The sequence below is a fragment of the Pseudomonas sp. H1_D05 genome, from assembly GCF_054682705.1.
The window spans coordinates 408,832-427,556 of the sequence record NZ_CP162825.1 but is presented as its reverse complement, the minus strand read 5'-3'; the positions used below and the strand labels follow the sequence as shown (position 1 = coordinate 427,556).

Below are 18,725 nucleotides of genomic sequence, written 5' to 3'. Positions count from 1 at the left end.
TGTGACCATGGCTGATTCACTCCGTCCCGCTGCGCAGTTGTTCATTCAGCTGTTTGGTCAGCAAACGTCCACTGCGCAAAACCGGCTTTCGAAACTCTGGAGTTACGTTGAGGAGGGGGGGATCGTTTTTCCCACTGGTCGAAAAGGGTATTCCGTTGCTGGTCGGCGAGTACGGACTTGAGCAGGAAGAGGCGCGACGCTTTTTGCGCCGGGCCAACAGCCTGGCGAGCTATGTGCGGCGTCGGTTTATTGAACATCCTGTGAAGAGGGACAACGCCGGGTCGACAGGACCGTCCAGTGGTTTGATGTCGCTCGTTGATGACGGGCCGCAACTGGAGCGAATATTCGATCTGCAATTGAGAGCCAAGTGCCCCTCGGATTCTCTGGAGTCCATGTTCGGGCCTTCGGCGTATCTGGTCTTCTTGTATCGCTTGATTCGCGACTTGATCGAATCCGTTGGTGACGACAGCAAGCTGCCGTTGCATGAGCGTCGCACGGATTTGATGACGTTGACGGTCGACAGTAAAGCGGTGAACGCGCCGGAGTCATCAGTCGACGTGATCGTACGCGTGCTACAGGCGTTCATCGCTGCGAACACGGTGGTTCCAATTGAACAGGCATTGATCACAGCACGCTATCCCAACGGTCTGCCGTATTACCAGCATTGGGTCACGGTTGATGGGGTTGCGGGTTTCAGCGGACGATCAGTGGGGGATTTTGCCAACATCGTTGACGGCAAATTCCCCAACTTCTTGCACTCCGCGCCCCTGACCAGGCTTGCCGCTGCTGCTCTGGCGCATGCCTCTCGGCTGGGCCCTTACCAGCAGCGGCTGCTTACTGAGGAATACACATATCCCGAAGATATGCATCAGTTCTATCTGGAGAACTTTGGCACAGAAGACACTGAGTATCTGAATCTCAATCAGATATTTTATCTGGCTCAACGTACGAATCTTGTTGCCGAGGAGATTACAAGTCTTTTTTCGGTCGGGGACTACGCGCCGCGACGTTCGGCCAATGTGAAATACTCCAGTGAGCCCGATGTCCCGGAAGGCGGCCGATCCGGCTCGGTTTACATCAATGATAATGCTCACCCCGCTATCGGTATCACCACGCAGTCAGGGAAAAATTTTCATCGGATAATCGTTAATCCCAATACCCCAAGAGGCTTGAATACATTTGATCGACTCAACCGCAAGTTGCGCCTGGACAAATGGCTGAATCTGTCCCCTGAGCAGACTGACGCTCTGTTGGTGGCAGCAATCAGGGCGCAAGCGCGTGGAGCCGAAAAGCCTGAGGTGTGGGCGATTTCGGTCAACGTGATCCATGCATTGGGTCTGTTTCAGCGACTGCGTGAACGCTACAACTGCACGGCAGCGGATTTCGCCGTGTTTCTCGATGAACTGTCACTGTACGGTCGCGGTGATGCCCTGTCGCAGTTCGATCAGGTCTTCAACAATCAGGACAATTATCGCGAGCCGCTGAGACTCGACGGCACACCGTTTGCGCTGATACCGACATCAGACCAAGACAATCTGACGGTCAGCCAGCTATGCAGTGGTTTGGGGATCGATCTTCAGACTTACCACTACCTGGCGCTGGCCATAGCCCAGGCTCATGATCTTACCGATAATCTGGTGCGCAGTTCGGCGGTCATCTCCAGTTTTTACCGTTTGGTAAAACTGCCCCGGCTGTTGAATATCACGCCGGTCGAAGGCGTGTTGATGCTCAGTGTGCTGGGGGGAGAAACCTGGCTCAAAGGGCTGGCTGGCAAGCCGCGTATTGTCGACGTGGCGGTTGATGACAGCCGCATTGACGTCACGTCTGGCGATCCGGGTGTGCTGAGCCTGATCGAAGCCATGCAGGCCTGCGTGCAATGGTGCGAGCAAAGCAACATGTCGGTGCTGTGGATGTTGCAGCACGTGAGTGCACCACTGCGTCTGAGCGATTTCTCCCAGCAGGACCAGCAGTTCTTCGACAAGATCGGCACCCTCCTGCCCAGCGCGCGGTTATCCAATAATTCTTTTCTCGTAGCCGGTATTCCGCCGGCCGGAGAAAGCGACTGGCTGGATTTACTGTCGATTGACAGTGAGGAGCTGGCGCCGGTTGTCGATGCCAATGGCCTGATACTGGCCACTGCCATGACGCCGGAGGATTATTCGGCCTTTGCCCGCGAGAAGCTCGAATGGGCCGTCAGGAACGGCCTGGACATTGAGGAAGCCCAGGTCAGCGTCTTGGCCGAGATCATGCTCACCGTTCTTCTGCAGGCCAGAGACGCTCAAGTGTCGCTGGTCAGGGAGTCGCTGGCAGTCTACGCCGGCATCGAGGGCGAATTGGCCGTTCTGGTGCTGAACTGGGTCGATGCTTCGGTGTACCAACTGTTGCGCCAAGTGTATGACCGCACTGACCTCGAACCGCCAGCGACGCAGCGCAGGCGCGACGAACCTTCAGATCCTTTACTCGAATTGCTGGCTGTTGTGCGCCAGCGCGCCGAAGTCGTTTCAATGCTGGGTTTGAGTGCGGCCCTGCTCCGGGATTATCTGGATTATGGATATGAGGCGTGGGTCGACCAAAGCATCATCATCATCGATCCCTCTCAAAAATATGTGTTCTCGGTGCGCGTACTTTACGCGATGACCACGCTGACCCGCGCGTTCAGCATGAGTGCACAGCCGGAACAGAAATTGCTGGACTATCTGCGTCAGGTCCATTCGCTTCCTGCCCGACCCAGCGAGGATGCATTGCGGGTGGTGCAGCAGGCAGCAGCCATCAAACTGGCTGAATTCTTTGCCTGGAGCGCGCAGGAAGTCAGCGAATGTGTTCGCCATATCGATCCTGAAACCCAAGTGTTGAAAACCCTGGAACAACTGGATCTGCTGATACGCGTTTACCAGTTGTCGATGCAGACCGGTATGGATGCCCGGACCATTTTGCGGATCGGTACCTTGCCGGAGACAACCGATGCCAGCGAGGCCTATGCCCAGGCAGCTGAACTGGCTTTGCTCAGTCAGACCCAGACGCGTGTGCCTGTCGTGCAAGCACCGGGCGAACTGAAGCAGTTGGTCAGGATGACTTGCGCAGTAGAACCGACGGAAGTCTTCGCTAGTAAAAAAGATGAGAAAGCGATCATTACGATGACGCTCACCGACGCCCGAGGCGCAGCGTTGAAAGGCATCGCTGTTGATTGGCACTCCGAGCTAGGGACCATCAGATCAGGCATCACCGATCCCGACGGAGTCCTCACGGCTGAGTATTTTCCGGGCACAGTCCTGGGCACGGACAGCCTTTATTTTTCCCTGAGCCTGCTCGAGCCTGAGTGGGCAGTGAGCATCGACGTCATCGCCCACGCCGAGAGCATGAATTTCCCGACCGGGCTTATGTCTCCGGTGCCAACGGAGGTCGTGCCGCTTGGTCAGGAAATCACACTCTACGCCACGATGGTGGACCAGTACGGAAACCTTGGGGCCAACATGCTGGTGGACTGGGCCTGGGAGGTAGAAACAGATCCCGAAGAAAGGCCAACGATCCGTCCGGCACAGGGTTTCACCAATCAGCAAGGTCAAACCACGGTTTATATCACCAGCGATTTCAGCGGTGAATTCGAAGTCGGTATACGCAGCCTGGCAAGCGGCTTGGGGACACTCTTCGAACCCATCAGGTTTGGGGTGACGCAAGGCCGCAGCCACTCGCTTGAACAAGCGTCAACGCCTTCCGCCAGTGACTCGGGAACCTCTTCCACGGAGCAAGGATCATGACATCGAACAACATTGGCCTGTTGCAGGAAAAACGTCGTACCGCGTTGCTTGAGTATTGCATCGGGCAAGTAAAGGCGGAGCGTTACCCGCCTTTGCGGACCCCGGAGGACGTGTTCGAATTGCTGCGCATCGACCCGTTGGACAGTGCTCGTGTGCAGACGTCGGGGGTTGCCGAAGCGATCAGTTGTGCGCAGCAATATATCAGTGCGGTGTACAACAAAATGGAGCCCGGTTTCGAAAACCACGAGTTTCCCTCTGAGCAGCTGGAAAACTGGGCGCTGTACAACAACTACTCGGACTGGGCCGCAGTGCAGATGATCGCGCTCTACCCGGAAAACTACATCAATCCGTTCGTCCGTCAGCGTAAGACGGATCTGTTCAAGGCCCTTGAAAACAACCTCAACCAGGCCCGTTTGAACAGCGATTCGGTTCAAGCCGCGCTACAGGATTACTTGCAAGCCTTCGAACAGATCTGCGATCTGGATGTTGTCAGTGGCTACATGGACGGCACGACCCCGGAGCGCGCCGATTATTACTTTGTCGGGCGTCAGCGGGTGCCGCCGTTCCAGTACTTCTGGCGCAAGGCGCAAATCGAGATCACGCCCACGTGTGTGGCCGTCAACCCGGCGGCGTGGAGTGAATGGAAAGCGGTGGATATTCAACCTGCCGGGCGGGTGCTGGACATGCGTCCGGTGGTCTGGAATGGCCGGCTGTGTCTGGTCTGGGCGGAGTGGCGGGACAAGGTCGGCGAGATCATCAAAGCCGTCCCCGCGGATCCCTCAAAGGACGACAGATCCCGATTCGTGCCCCATCAGCTGGATATCAATGTGGCCTTCATGAGGCAGAACGGCCAGTGGTCGGCGCCTTTGAATTTACACCATGGCGAGTTTGATGAGGATCTTTCTGCGGGTGCCTGGCTGATTGCAACCGTGTGGGTCGACTCTCAGAATCCCAAAGGCAAGCTCGGGGTATTGCTGGACAATGATAAAACCGGCACAGCTGCCTTGAACGAGACTGCGATCATCGATGTGCTGATGCGCCCCGTTGTTGAAGACGGTGGTACCTGGCTGGAGCTGGCCAAGAATGAGCGATTTGTTTCTGCCTTGACGGTTCAGCACCCCTTGGGTCTTGAGGTTACTGTGGTCCCAAGTGAGTCACCGTCAGGCTCCATGGCAGCTTTTCTGGGGCTGAACGTCTTCGCCATGCGATCGGGTAATAATGATGTGCTGACGGTTGAGGGTTTTTGCCGGCCCACAGGTTTGTCAGAGCAGAATACAAACTTTACCTTGCAGTTGGAAAATCCCGCCAATGGCGACCCAGCGCCGGTGACGCGTGCGGTGTCGACAGCCGGCGGTTGGACAATGAATTTTTTGGGTACCTTCACTCGACCAAAGGGGATGTGGAGCAACGTCAGGTTCACTCTAAAGAACGATACTGACGGCTTTGGCGGTAAACAGTTTGCCCTGACGATTGTCGATCTTCCGTATTTCCGCGCGCCAACGCTGCTTAAAAACACCACGGATGCCGCCCAGTTCCTCGACTTTCAACTCGGTGATGACTGGGCGTTGCGCTACGTTCGGCTCAATTCGCTGTTCGGCCCCGAGTTGGTCACGCGCTCCACTGCCTCTCCAGCGACGCTGATTAATTTGGACTCCCAGCATCTGCCAGAGCCGCCGCCCACCAATGTTGATTTCGAGGAGCGCAACGGCGCTTTCGACGGTGCCAACGGGCTGTTTTTCTGGGAGCTGTTTTTCCATCTGCCGCATTTGATCGCGACACGCTTGCGTGATGAAGAGCGGTTTGCCGAAGCCCAGACGTGGTTGCATTTCATTTTCGATCCCCGGGCCCCTGCCGATAGCAACTCGGTACCCGAGAAACCACGTTTCTGGCGCTGCCGCCCCTTGATCAACGATCTGGGGCATGCCGGTTGTGAAGCCGCAGCGCCCGCCGACCCGGATGCGATTGGATATTCGGCGCCTGTGCATTTGAGGCTGCTGATGTTCATCGAATATGTGAAGAACCTCATGGCCTGGGGGGACTGGCATTACCGCCAACTGACCCGCGAAAGCCTGGTGGCGGCAAAGCTGTGCTATGTACAAGCGGGATCATTGATGGGCAAACCGCCTCTGACTCAAACGGTGAACTTGTGGCAGACCGCGACGCTGGAGAACCTTCTGGCCCAAAGTTGCACGCGTACGGCACTGGAAGCTTTCGAGCAGACATTGAATTACAGCCTGGCAGATGTTCCGGGCGGCTCCGATACGGCTCCCATGCTGGGCATGTTGGGGTGTCCGCCGTTCAGGGCACCCATCAATGATGAGTTGCTCGCGCGGTTCAACGAGCCGCAGTACCGCATGAACAACTTGCGCAACAATTTGACCATTGATGGCAAGCCCATGCTCCTGCCGTTGTTCAACCCACCGACTGACCCGAACCAATTGCTGCGCGCTCTGGCCGCAGGTGGTGTCGGTGGCGCCAGACCGATGGGCGGACGGCTGGTGGTGATTGCGTTTCGCTGGCGCACGATCTTCGAGGTTGCCTTGCGTGCGGTGCAGGCCTTGCAGGATTACGGCAGCCAGGTACTCAATCTGCTTGAGCGGCGTGATCGTGCCGAGCAGGAAGAGCTGCAGCAAAACCATCTGGTGGAGTTGGGTAACTACGCCAAAACCATGCAGGAGCAATCCATCGCTCAGTTGGAGGCGAGCATGACGGCGCTTGAGCAGAGCCGGACAGTGGCTCGGGAACGGGCTGCTGCTTACGCAGCTCGCTATGACGAAAACGTGTCGGCTGTCGAATATCAGGTCATGGCAAACCTGGACCAGTCCAAAGAGCTGGCGCTGACTGCCAAAATCCTCAAACCGGTAGGCGCGGCCTTGGCGGCCGCGCCCAATATCTTCGGTATGGCGAACGGCGGGTTTCGTATCGACAAAGTTACCGATGCCATCTGCTTTGGCCTGGAGATAGCTTCGTCGATGCTGCAAATCGATGCCGACAAGCAAGCTACCACCGAAGGCTATCGCCGTCGCCGCAATGAATGGGGGCTGCAACGCGATCAGGCGCTGGCAGAAATTGCGGCCATCGATGCGCAAATCGTCGCGCAGAACCATGCGATTGATGCGGCCAGAACCAACCTCGCGCAAACGCTACGAGCTAACGCTCAGGCGTTGACGATGTACAACTATCTGAAAAAACGCGCGACCAATGCCGAATTGTTCGGCTGGATGCTGGGCCAGCTCAAGGCCTTGCACTATCAGGCTTACGACGCAGTAGTCAGTCTGTGCCTTAGCGCACAAGCGGCGATGAGCGCCGAAACCGGCGATTACGACTCACATATTCCCTTGCCGCAGGTCTGGCAGGATCAACGCCACGGTTTGACTGCTGGCGAGCATCTGCGCGCGTACCTGCTGCGTATGGAACGTGAGTACTTGCAACGCACCGAGCGGCGTCTGGAACTGGTGAAAACCATCTCGTTGCGTCGCCTGTTCAATGACGCAACTGACCCTCAGGGCGTTGGTAGTTGGGAGGCTGCATTGGCGCAATTGCAGACGAACGGCTCGCTGGAATTCAAACTCACCCAACTGCTGTTCGATCGGGACTATCCGGGACATTTCTGCCGGCAGATCAGTTCGGTGGAAGTCGACTTGCCAGTGCTGACGGGGCCTTTCGAGGACGTGCGCGCGACCTTGCTGCAGGTCGGCAGCATGACCGCCAGCCGGGCTTCGGTGCAGTCAGTGCAGTACTTGCACAATCCTGGTCCTGGGGTAGTGGCCCCTTCTGATGTGCTGTTCAACTTGCGTCCGGGCCAGCAGATCGCCCTGTCGGTGGGTATTGCCGACAACGGCATGGAGGCGGCGAAGCCAGACGAAGGTTTGCTCTATCCATTTGAAAATACCGGTGTGGTGTCCGCCTGGGAGCTGAAATGGCCATGGCATAAAGAACCGCCGCAGGAGGCCACGCTGCGCTCGATGAACGATTTCATTTTGCGCATTCGCTACACGTGCAAGAGCGGAGATCAGTCGTTTACCGATTCGGTGAAGGAGTTGGTCAATGCAGCACAAGAGGGCCTGGCCGGCAAGGGCAAGGGAGTGCGCAGTCATGAATAATCCTATCGTTCAGGTGAATGAAAACCTGGTGTGCAACGGTGATTTCGAAGAAAGGTTCGATTGTTGGGCAAAAACGGGGGCGGTTGCCATAGGCCTGGCGTATTACGACAACACGCCTGTCAAGCACATCAAAGCGCCGAAGGGCGCGGGTGTCACGCAGGACGTCACACTTCCCAGAGATCCTGATAGCAATGGTGCTTATTGGCTGAGTTTTCTTTGGGAAAGCAGTTTCAGCCAATCAGGCTGGGTGAGGATTTCTCAGGGAGAAATCGAGCATTACCGCATCGAACTCAAACCCGTGGGTAAACCTGATCAGGCACAACAGCGCGAGGGTTTCGGATCAGGGCCAGAGAGGCGTTTCAGTCCGACCCTGCATGAAGTGGAACTGACATCGGACATCTCAAGCTCAAAGCCGCTGCGCATCGAAATATACAGCTCGACAGAGTCTTCAAGTCCATTTGGCGAACTCTGGGTTACGCGCGTCAAAGTCGAGTTGAAACTCGCGCCACTTGAGTTGCAGGAAGTTGAGCTGGACGGCATGTCGTTCCCGCCCTTGCGCAAAATGTACCTGTGTCAGGGCGCCAGCAGGGGCGGAGCTTTTGGCAGCGACGCATTGATCACACCCCACGTACTCGGTTTTGTACCTGTGCCGGATAACCCTTGGGACGGCACCCCGGTTGCATTGAGCATCGACAATAACCCGCAGGGCGCGATTGTCGCGACGCCTGCTTGGGACACCCCGCAATCGCTGGATGTGCCATGGACGCTCGATTGCCCGTTAATCGATGATCAGGACTACGAATTCACCCTGAGCTTGCGCAACCGTTACACCGCGCAGGCCTACGAGATCCCCGTATCGCTGGGGCATCATCGACTGATTTTTCGTGAGGTGGTCGAGGCCGCTTACTACCCGTTGATTGAGCAAAGTGTCCGTTTGGGTGTGCAAGTAGCGTCGTATTACACCGGCCAGCCATTTGCCGGGCTTACGGTGAACTGGGCGACCGCCGAGCACGGGGTGTTGGCGGCCACCGTTACTGATGAACAAGGTTGGGCTTACTTCGATTATGAGGCGAAGGCAGCAGGGGACTTCGTTATTGAAGCCTCTGTGGTCAGCCTTTATTACGAGCAGGGTGTGTGGACTCAGACGTTTGACGTACTGGTACTGGGCGAGGATCCGTGGGCACGGTTGACTGTCCGTGAAAACAACGAAATCAGGGACTGGATTGATAACAGTTATCCGAACCGGGGTTCTACCCATTTCATTGATGTAATGCTGGCGGCCAACAGTCGTCTGCGAGGCAGCGACTTCTATCTGCATTGGCACGGTGACAAGCCTGGGCAACTGGGTGTCGTGGTCAGTCCGCCACTGGAAACATCGGTGCCCATGCCGATCGATGGAGGGGGCACTGCATCCTGGACGCTGAACTGCGAAGACCGGCGCGACGGGATATTCGAGTTGTCACTGGTCTGCTCGAAGCTGTTGTTGCCGTCGCCCAGAAAACGTATGTCGCTGGCGCGCAACAGGATCAGGATCAAAGAGGTGCGTCAGGCCGAGAATAGTCCGGTGGTGGAGGAACACGAAAGTGCGTACCTGCGCTTGCAAGTGGTGCATGTTACTGATCAGGGCGACGGCGAACCGGTGATCGGTGCGCTGGTCGAGTGGCAAATGGCCGAAAGCGTCGTGCAGAGCCAAACGGGAAGCGGTGGTTGGGGGAGCCTGAAGTTTTACACCAGAGAACACGGGATTCATGCGATCACCGCGGCGGTGCGAGCGCATGAATCGGCCGAGTCGCATGAGTGCGAATTTAGCGTGACCGCGATTGCCAGGAGTTCATGGAAAGACAAAGTCAACATCACGTTTGATCGCGGCTACATCGACAATGTTTGGGGGCTTTTCTGCCGACGAGGCCAATCCCATTCCCTGCAGGTCACGGCGCTTGCCGACAGTCCTCTTATCGGCCAGGAAATCACGTTGGCATGGGGCATTGACGACCCAGGCATCGGGCTGGTGGTGAGTGAACTTGGCGAGCCCAGGGTATTGCGGGCAGATGAACCGCTGATCTGGACCCTGAGCTCTGAGTTCATAACGAGCCGCAGCAGTATGTTCGGACTCCGGTTGTTGACCGATTCACTTGAGGATCGGGAGTTGCTCGGTCGCTTGATATCACCGGATATTTACGATGAGTTCACGCTCGTTCTGGATCAAATGCGCACCGACAAAGGTCAGTCGCTGTATCCCTGCATTGGCGCTGTGCACCGATATATTTTCAGAACGAATGCGTTGAGCCCAATGGTGGGTATTCACATGGAACTGAACTGGTACGGCAGCACGGCGGAAGAGCTGGGAATCGTGCGTAATCCTCCAGAGAAAAGCACCAATTATATTGATGAAAGTGGCATGACCTGGACACTGGATTGTTCAGCTAGCCGTGGGGCCGGGGAGTTCGGTCTACGATTCTTGACTGGGGCTGGCGCGATTGATGTCACCAGAATGCACTTGGGCCACAACAAACTCAGCATTGAAACCGTACGTGAGTCTGCCGTTTTCCCGATCGTGGGTCAGGACCCAGCATGGATGTGGGCGAAAGTACGTTCGGATTTCTCGGAAGCTGCCATGGTTCAAGTGCCAACGCAGTGGAAGGTGGATGGTCATTCTGAAGAACATGTGACTGCTGACGATGGCTGGGCAGGCTTTGCGTATGGGGCAACCACAGGCGGATCGGCAATGGTTGAAGTGTCGGTCACCAGTCCGTATGACAATGCTACAGATACACGATCGATGGAGATCTGTTCGCTGGCCGACGATCCGTGGGCTCGATTGCAGTTCAGTATGGACAACGGACCTGCACAGCCTTTCGGCCAGGACACTGGTTTTGCGCGTCGCAAACTGACCCATAGAATCGATGTAACTGCCCCGCAAGACACCTTCTTGTCCGGTCGAAAGTTGACGTTGGGTATGGTCGGCGCAGGGCCTGAGGCACTCGGCATTCGTTTTACTCAGCCCGTACTCGGTTTGCCAAGAGTTTTCAGCCGCGAGGCGGGATTCACCGATTCCTTCATGGTCGATGACCAGCGTAACGGCAGTTTCGGCTTGTTTCTGGCCTGCGAAAGCCTGGCTCGATGGTCACCTGTCAATGCAATGTCGGTGGGCGAAGGCGCCCAAGTGGTGAAAATCGCCGAGCGTTCGCGGGTTAGCGAGACGCTGTACTGGGGCGAGGCTGTGTCCGAGCAGATCACCGTTGTTTCGGCCATCAGTGGCAGGCCGATGGCGGGGATGAACGTTGTCTGGCGCAGTGCGGATCTTGGCGAGGTGACGACGACCACCAACTTCTATGGCGAGGCGCGGATCCGCTTTGTGCCCAAGGCGCCCGGAGCGGCGCAACTGACCGCGACGGTGGGGGACACGCAGTATTCGGAATCGATTTCGTTGCCGTATTTCCTGCATGAACCTCGACAGATCAAGGAACTGTTCAGCGATGATCTGACCGGTTATCCGGGGCAAGAAATTTCAGCTCAGGCTTTGGTGGTTTCAGCCAATACCGGCGAGCCTTTGGCTAATGTCGAAGTGATGTGGGAATACAACAACACATCTTTACCGGCAACACTGACGGGTACCGATGGGATGGCAACGGTGCGCTTTGTCTTGGGCACTGCAGGTGAGGCAGCGTTGTGGGCGTCGGTAAAGGGCGGCTTGGCTGGCTGGGATGTGGAAACGCTGCGGTTGACTGTCACTGAACGCCCTGCAGTTGTGAAGTCCGTCGTCGCTGCGCCGAATCCGGCTTTCGTGAACGACTGGGTAACCATGACTGCGTTGATCGTAGACAAGGCTTCTGGAGAACCGATGCCGAAAAGGAAAATTCTTGTCTCCATTAACGGCAGGCCATTCATTGATTACAGTACAAATGGCAACGGTAAATACGAAACCTCTTGGAGGGTGATGGATCTGTCGGAAACCGTTTCCCTTGACGTCAAAGTCGAGAATCCTGACGGTACCTCGAGCAGCGGATCTGTGCACGTGCGGATCGAGAGATGATCAAAGCGCCGCACTTCTTTTCCAACTGAGATACCGCGTCACCAGTTCGGCCCCCAGTTCTGCGGGCCGGACATCCACCACCGGAACGCCATGAGCGCTCAACCGCTCATGGAGTTCTGCCCGCTCATTCAGGTAACTCACCGTGCCGCAGTAAGCCAGCGCTTCGGGCAGCGTTTGCACCGTGGTCTGGCGTAACGTGTCCAGCGCTTCTTCGCGCAGACTGGCCACCAACACCCGATGTTGTGCGCTCAGGCGTTTGACCGCGCTCAGCAGTTCCTCATCGTCCTCATCGCGCAGGTTGGTTACCAGCACCACCAAGGCCCGGCGCTTCTGTCGCGTCAGCAGTTGATTGGCGGCGGCCTGATAATCGGCAGGGCGCTGCGTGCTGTCGAGGTCATAAACCGTGTTGAGCAGCACGTTCAATTGGCCGCTGCCTTTGACCGGCGCGAGATGGCGTGGGTGTTCGCTAGCGAAGGTACTCAAACCCACCGCATCGCCCTGACGCAAGGCTACATAACTGAGCAACAGGCAGGCATTGAGCGCGTGGTCGAAGTGCGACAGTTCATCGTCCTGGCTGCGCATGCGTCGGCCACAGTCGAGCAGGAATATGATCTGCTGATCGCGCTCGTCCTGATATTCACGGGCAATCGGTGAGCGCTGGCGCGCGGTGGCTTTCCAGTCGATCTGGCGCAGGCTGTCGCCTTCTCGAAACTCGCGCAATTGATGGAATTCCAGGCCCTGACCGCGCCGTTGCCGTTGGCGCACGCCGAGCTGGCTGAGCCAATTGTCCACCGCCAGCAACTCACCGCCGTAGAGCCGGGCGAAGTCGGGGTAGACGCGGGTCTGGTCGCTGACCCTGAGCAAGCGTTTGCCTGACCATAATCCCAAGGGGCTGGGCAGGTTGACTTCGCAGTGGGCGAAGCTGAAATGTCCGCGTTTCAGTGGGCGCAGACGGTAGCCGAGCAGGCTGCGCTGGCCGGGTTGCAATTCAATCGACAGCGGCAGGTTTTCGAAGCTCAGGCCTTCTGGCGGGTGGTCGAAGAGTCGAATGTGCATCGGCTCGCTGAAGTCGTGTTCGACTTCCGGGCGCACCTCACTCCATCGGCCGAGCGCCAGACTGCCGGGCATCTGCCGGGTGATGCGCGGTGTTGGCAAACGGTGCAGACGCAACGCATCCAGCGCCGCCAGAGCCAGCAGCGCGAGCAGCAAACCCCAGTTGATCGATATCAGGCTCGCCGGAGTGTCGATCAGCAGTGCGCGCAACGTGCCCAGCACAATGCCGATGAGCAGCAGCAAGGCCAGCCAGATCAACAGCAGGCGCGAGGGTTTCACAGGCGCGGCGCCGGAACTTGGTCGAGTAATTGTGCGAGCACTTGATCGACCTGCAGGCCTTCGATGTCCAGCTCCGGCGCGATGCGTACGCGGTGGCGCAGCACGGCCAGCGCGCAGCCCTTGATGTCGTCGGGAATCACGAACTCGCCGCCACGCAACAAGGCGCGGGCACGGGCGCAACGCACCAGAGCAATCGAGGCGCGCGGCCCGGCGCCGAGGGTCAGCCCCGGCCAGGTGCGCGTGGCGCGCGCCAGGCGCACGGCGTAATCGAGAACCTGATCGTCCAGTGGCAAATCACTGGCAATCCGTTGCAGGGCTTGCACATCCTTGGCCTGCAACACGGTGCGCAGCGGTTGCACATCGAGCATGTCGGCGCGGGTCGAGCGGCAGACCTGGCGCACCATGTTCAGCTCCTGATCGGCGTCGGGGTAGTCCATGCGCACCTTGAGCATGAACCGGTCGAGCTCGGCTTCCGGCAGGGGATAAGTGCCTTCCTGTTCGATCGGGTTCTGCGTGGCGAGGACCATGAACGGTTGCGCGATCGGCAGGGCGCGACCCTCGAGCGTGACCTGGCGCTCCTGCATCGCTTCGAGCAAGGCGGCCTGGGTTTTCGCCGGGGCGCGGTTGATCTCGTCGGCCAGCAGCAGATTGGTGAACAGCGGGCCTTTGCGCAGCTTGAACTGCTCGGTTTGCAGGTCGTACACGGCATGGCCGGTGACGTCGCTGGGCATCAGGTCCGGGGTGAATTGAATCCGCGCAAACTCGCCGCCGAAACAACGGGCCAATGCGCGCACCAGCAGGGTTTTGCCCAGTCCCGGCACGCCTTCGAGCAGCACGTGACCGCCGGCGATAAGCGCCGTCAGCACGTCATCGATCACCTGGTTCTGGCCGATCAACGCTTTTTGCAATTCGCCACGTACTGCTTGCGCCAACTGGCTGGCACGCTGGCGTTGCTGGGCGGCGTGGCTGGCGCTGCCGGGCTCGATCTGTTCAGTCATAGCGTGTTCCTCAAAGTTTGCAGGTGGGCGACCTGGCGGCAGAAATCGGCGTTGGACAGGCGCCGATCCGGCACCGGGCTCAGGGCCTGGCTGATGGCGCGGGTGGGTTGTCGGGTCAGGCGTGACAATGCCAGCCACTGTTCGGCAACGTTCAATTGGTCAAAGCCGGGGTGACGGCGACGGGCACGGCGCAGAACGTCCTGTTGCAGTGCTTGCAGCAACGCCTGCTGGCCGTTGTGGCGCAACAGGAAATCGGCGCTGGCGCGCAGGTGTTCCTGCAATTGCCGGCGTCCACTCGGGGCGGGTAATTGCAGTGGGCCGTGACGTACGCCGACGTGCCAGAGCCACAGGCCGATCAACGCGAGCAAAGCGACGATGGCTTGCGGGAAGTAGCGCCAGAGCAAGGTCAGCAGGCCATCGTGCTCGGTGTTGTAGATCAACGTGACGTCGGTGTCGGCGCTCAAATACCAGAGCAGCCAGGCGTTGTCGTATTGGCTGATGGTCTTGTTCTTCCACAACTCGGCGTCGGTGACCACGGTGATCGTGCCCAGGCTGTAGGGCAACTGCATCATGTGCGTGGCCTTGGCGCTGTTGGCCCAGGCTTGCGCCAGATTCTGCGGGTCGTCGAGGTGGAAGTCGGTGTCGAAGCCAGCGTAGGCCGGTGCGTCTTCGTCTTCCAGATAAAGTCTGGTCAGTTGCGGGAAGCGCTCTGGTTCAGTGTCTGCGGGTAAGTCTTTCAGATCCTTGCTCAGGGATTGATGCAGTTGCACGCGATCGAGCAACAGATCGTTGCTTTGTTTGCTCTGCTCATCCCACAGCGACTCGGCGACGAACACCAGTCGCCCACCGGCCCGGGTCCAGTTCAACACTTGGTCAACCTGACGCGGGGTCATGCGTGAGCGGTCGTTGAACAACAGCAACGTGTGGCTGCGTGGGTCAATTTCCGGGAGTACCGCGAGGCTTTCGGCATGGCTGACGTTGAGCCCGCGTTCACGTAAAAACAGCTCGGCGGCCAGATACGGATTGGCTTGCGCGGCGGGCGAGGGGCCGTGATCGACTTCTTCCTGATAAGGCGTGGCGTTGAGGTAGAGGAACACGCTCAGCGTGCCGATTAACAGGGCTATCAACGCAGCCACCCACCACAGTGTCCGGCGACTCAACGGGCGGCTCCGGGACCAAACAAGGCGCGCCAGCCATCGCACAGCTCCTGCTTCAGGGAAGCTGCCGGGACGCGATGCCCATAGGCCATGTTCTGCCAATGGGTGGTCAGGCTGCGGCTGAAGGCGAGTAGTTCCGGGCGTTGCAATTGTTCAACGTGCGCGAGTACCTGAAGTTCGGTATCGGCGGGTTTCAGGGTCATGTCGAAGTCGTCGAGCAGATGGCTGAGCAGCCCTCGATACAGCAGGCCCAGCGCTGCACGGGGTTGGCTTTGCCAGAGGTGTTCGGCGCTGCCTGCAATGTCGTCAGGCAAGGTGTCGCGGTTCAAGTCCAGACCGAAGGCTTGTTGCGGCAGCGCGCGTTTCGGTTTGGCAGGCAGTCTCGGACGGCGGCTGACGAACGCTTGGAGATAGTCGCGATAACGCCAGATCAGCCAGCCGAACGCAGCAATCACCGTGCCCCACAACAGCACTTCAATAATCTTCGCCAGTCCATTCAAGTGTTGCCCGTCGAGCCAGTCCAGCAGGGTTTTCAGCCACTGTGGCGCTTCACCCGGCTTCTGCGCTTCGGCAGGTTTCGCCGGGTCGTCGCCAAAGCGATAGCGGGTGACGACTTCCTTGTTCTTGAACGGCGGCTGTTCAAGCAATGCCTTGATGCTGTCCCGTGAGGCCTGGCTGGTGAGTGGTTGATTCAACAAACGCGGTGCCTGCGGACTGTCATCAGGCTCGGCCGCCCACGCCGAAGGCACATTCGGCAGCACCAGAAAGACCGCCAGCAGCACTCCCAATACACCGTTGTTCAGGCGCTGTCGCAAGCGGCGAAACACCAGTTCGATATCCCATGCTTCCAGTTGTGTGCGCCGGTTCAGATAAAGGCTGAACCCGCAGGCGACATAGATCGGCTCCCACACCACCAGCACCAGCGCGTAGAAAGCATTGGTCAGGTGTTCGAGCCAGTGCCAGTCTTGATCCGCCGCGAGAATCAGTGACTGCCAGCTCCAATCCGTTTCGATTTGCTCCGGAAGCAACATATAGAACAGCACCATCAAGCCGATCCACAGCGCGGATTCCAGGTGCACGCCAATGATGGTCAGCCACTGCGCGGCGCCAGCGTTGCGTTGCAGGAGCACGTGCAAGCGTTGTTGCCTGGCGCTGCCATCGAGGCCTTCGAGTTGCACCACCGGCAGCAGAAAACTGCGGCTGAAACTCAGGCGGCGCCAAGTCAGGCTGGCCAGCAGTTGCGGTTTGAGCAGGCGCGGCCATTCGCGCAGAGCTTGCTTGAGTGTCGGCGTTTCGCCAAACAGCGCTTTCGACAGGATGTACAGCGGCAGACGTTCGTACGCCGGTTTCAGCCACCAGAAGATAAACACCGCCAGCGACGGCGAGTCCCATAGCAACAGGCTGAGCAAAGCGAACAGCGGCAGGGTGACGATCGCCCAACTGGTCATCAGCAGACGCCGATGTTGCTGGCTCATCAGCACGCCGAGGTCCATGGCTTCCCAGGTCGTGCGCGGGCGGATCACCACGGTGGCGTCACTCAGGCGCATGGCGGGTCCTTCCGGCGAACAACAGATAGACCGCGACCAACGTCCAAAGCCCGGCGCCGACCAGATACTTGGTCAGTGGTGTGACGCTGGTTTTCGACGACCAATAAGCTTCGATAAACGCGGCAATCAACAGGAACAACATCACCCCGCAGACCAGCAACACGCTTTTGCGTGCGGCGCGTTTCAGCGCTTCGCTGCGGGTCAGCCGCCCGGGTGCGATCAACGCCCAGCCGAGTTCCAGGCCGGCGGCCCCGGCGAGGGCGATGGCGCTGAGTTCAAAGGCGCCGTGGGCGATGACGAATGACCAGAAAGTCTGGCCGAAACCGATCTCGCTGAGATGCCCGGCGACCGCGCCGATGACCATGCCGTTGTAGAACAGAAAGAACGCACTGCCGACGCCTAGCAACAAGCCACTGGCGAAAGTCTGAAAGGCAATGCCGATGTTGTGCATCACGTAGTAACCGAACATTACCCAGTCTTCGCTGGCCGCACGTTCGGCGGGGCGTCCGAGGTGGCCGGCGACCGGGTCGTACATGCCTTGCATCTCGCGCACCTGATCGGCAGGGATCAGGTTGTAGACCAGTTCGGGAAATACATACACCAACACGCCGACGCCGATCAGACTGCCGAAGAACAGCAGGCTGGCGACCAGCACAAACGGCCATTCGGCACGGACCAGGCGGGGGAAGTCGGCGAGGATGAAACTCAGCAGATTGGCGCCGAGTCGACTGCGGTGACGGTAAAGCTGTTGATGTCCGCGCAGCACTTGTTGTTGCAGCGAATCAATGAGGAAACTGCTGTAGCCGCGATCCTGCGCCAACGCCAGATGCTGGCAAAGCCGGCGGTAGGCTTTGGGGAAACCGGCGACTTGCGAGGTCTCCTTGCCGCGCTCAAGGCGTTCAAGGGCTAGCGCAAAACGCTCCCATTCGGCCTTGTGCCGCGTTTCGAAAAGACTTTGCTTCATGTCGGACCCAACAAGCCGCGAGCGATGCCATTGAGTTCAGCCACAGCCTTGGGCGCAGAAATGTGCAATGGCTGGGCGAGCAGGGCTGCCAGTTCATTGACCCGTGCAGGCGATAATTCTCTTTGGCGCTCGGCAAAGCCCAGCACGGCGCGTTGTTCGGCGAGTGTCAGGGGCACCGGTGAGCGTCGAGGTTCGGCTTCAGGCAGTTGCGGACGACTGAGCGGGCGTTCGCTGTAGACCACCAATGTGCCGGCGGCGATGTCGCCAAGGCGTTTGAAGGTCGGGTGTTGCAGGCAACTGAGGGTGCCGAGGAAGTAGCCGAAGGGCAGCAGATCGACAAAACGCAGCAGATTGCGCAGCAACGAGGCCGACCAGCCAACCGGGGTGCCGTCATCGTGCACCACGCGCAACCCCATCCATTGTTTACCCGGCGAGCGGCCCTGACGCAGCACTTCGAACAGCACCATGTACCACCAACTGATCGCAAACAGCAGTAGCGAGCCGAGGCCGATGCCGAGCTTGCCGAGAAACGCCAGGGCGATGAACAGCACCCCCATGATCACGCCGCGCAGGGCCAGATCGATCGCAAAGGCTACGGCACGCACCATTAACCCGGCGGGACGCAACGGCAGGTCGATGCCTTCCGGCGTTTCGACCTGATGCCGCGTATCCAGCGGCGGGGCCAGCGGTGCTTTCCTTGGCGGTGCTGTGGTCTCGAGCATGGGCTACCCGGTGTTCGCCTGTTCGGGGTGCAAGTGAGGTCGATGCTAGCAGCCTCTCGGGGGAAAACGACATAACTATGTATTGCACATCGTGAAGTCCGAAGTGTTTGAATG

At 58.6% G+C, this 18,725-nt stretch carries 9 protein-coding genes; 3 read left to right on the top strand and 6 right to left on the bottom strand.

Going from position 1 to position 18,725, the window contains the following annotated elements; genetic code table 11:
• The first annotated feature begins 155 nt into the window (after window positions 1-155).
• The 3 genes from AB4O11_RS01995 to AB4O11_RS01985 are packed head-to-tail and all read left to right on the top strand — an operon-like array spanning window position 156 to window position 11,891.
• Window positions 156-3,755, top strand: coding sequence for a Tc toxin subunit A (locus AB4O11_RS01995; protein WP_460129977.1), 3,600 nt, complete (start codon window positions 156-158; stop codon window positions 3,753-3,755).
• Window positions 3,752-7,858, top strand: a complete 4,107-nt coding sequence (locus AB4O11_RS01990) for a Tc toxin subunit A-related protein (protein ID WP_460129975.1) — start codon at window positions 3,752-3,754, stop codon at window positions 7,856-7,858. Before AB4O11_RS01995 ends, AB4O11_RS01990 begins: the two co-directional genes overlap by 4 nt.
• Complete coding sequence (locus AB4O11_RS01985; protein WP_460129973.1) at window positions 7,851-11,891, top strand: Ig-like domain-containing protein; 4,041 nt, start codon at window positions 7,851-7,853, stop codon at window positions 11,889-11,891. The genes AB4O11_RS01990 and AB4O11_RS01985 overlap by 8 nt, the downstream gene beginning before the upstream one ends.
• On the opposite strand, the gene AB4O11_RS01980 is transcribed toward AB4O11_RS01985, so the two are convergent.
• From AB4O11_RS01980 to AB4O11_RS01955, 6 genes are read right to left on the bottom strand one after another with little or no spacing between them, the layout of a single operon-like run.
• Window positions 11,892-13,223 carry a DUF58 domain-containing protein gene (locus tag AB4O11_RS01980; RefSeq protein ID WP_460129971.1) on the bottom strand — a complete coding sequence of 444 codons (1,332 nt, stop codon included), beginning with the start codon at window positions 13,221-13,223 and terminating at the stop codon, window positions 11,892-11,894.
• On the bottom strand, window positions 13,220-14,221 hold the full coding sequence (locus tag AB4O11_RS01975; protein WP_095048231.1) for an AAA family ATPase: 1,002 nt from the start codon (window positions 14,219-14,221) through the stop codon (window positions 13,220-13,222). The genes AB4O11_RS01980 and AB4O11_RS01975 overlap by 4 nt, the downstream gene beginning before the upstream one ends.
• Window positions 14,218-15,381: a DUF4350 domain-containing protein gene (locus AB4O11_RS01970; RefSeq protein WP_460129969.1), complete on the bottom strand. Its 1,164-nt coding sequence runs from the start codon at window positions 15,379-15,381 to the stop codon at window positions 14,218-14,220. The genes AB4O11_RS01975 and AB4O11_RS01970 overlap by 4 nt, the downstream gene beginning before the upstream one ends.
• Window positions 15,378-16,925 (bottom strand): DUF4129 domain-containing protein, encoded by a 1,548-nt coding sequence (locus AB4O11_RS01965; protein ID WP_257355988.1) that lies wholly within the window; start codon window positions 16,923-16,925, stop codon window positions 15,378-15,380. The genes AB4O11_RS01970 and AB4O11_RS01965 overlap by 4 nt, the downstream gene beginning before the upstream one ends.
• On the bottom strand, window positions 16,912-17,889 hold the full coding sequence (locus tag AB4O11_RS01960) for a stage II sporulation protein M (protein WP_460092052.1): 978 nt from the start codon (window positions 17,887-17,889) through the stop codon (window positions 16,912-16,914). The genes AB4O11_RS01965 and AB4O11_RS01960 overlap by 14 nt, the downstream gene beginning before the upstream one ends.
• Window positions 17,886-18,611 (bottom strand): RDD family protein, encoded by a 726-nt coding sequence (locus AB4O11_RS01955; protein ID WP_460092050.1) that lies wholly within the window; start codon window positions 18,609-18,611, stop codon window positions 17,886-17,888. Before AB4O11_RS01955 ends, AB4O11_RS01960 begins: the two co-directional genes overlap by 4 nt.
• Window positions 18,612-18,725: the final 114 nt, after the last annotated feature.

What these genes read in the sequence shown, in the direction of transcription:
- AB4O11_RS01985 (WP_460129973.1), top strand. Translation starts at nt 7,851, where the DNA reads ATGAATAATCCTATCGTTCAGGTGAATGAAAACCTGGTGTGCAACGGT.
- AB4O11_RS01955 (WP_460092050.1), bottom strand. Translation starts at nt 18,611, where the DNA reads ATGCTCGAGACCACAGCACCGCCAAGGAAAGCACCGCTGGCCCCGCCG.
- AB4O11_RS01975 (WP_095048231.1), bottom strand. Translation starts at nt 14,221, where the DNA reads ATGACTGAACAGATCGAGCCCGGCAGCGCCAGCCACGCCGCCCAGCAA.
- AB4O11_RS01990 (WP_460129975.1), top strand. Translation starts at nt 3,752, where the DNA reads ATGACATCGAACAACATTGGCCTGTTGCAGGAAAAACGTCGTACCGCG.
- AB4O11_RS01965 (WP_257355988.1), bottom strand. Translation starts at nt 16,925, where the DNA reads ATGCGCCTGAGTGACGCCACCGTGGTGATCCGCCCGCGCACGACCTGG.
- AB4O11_RS01960 (WP_460092052.1), bottom strand. Translation starts at nt 17,889, where the DNA reads ATGAAGCAAAGTCTTTTCGAAACGCGGCACAAGGCCGAATGGGAGCGT.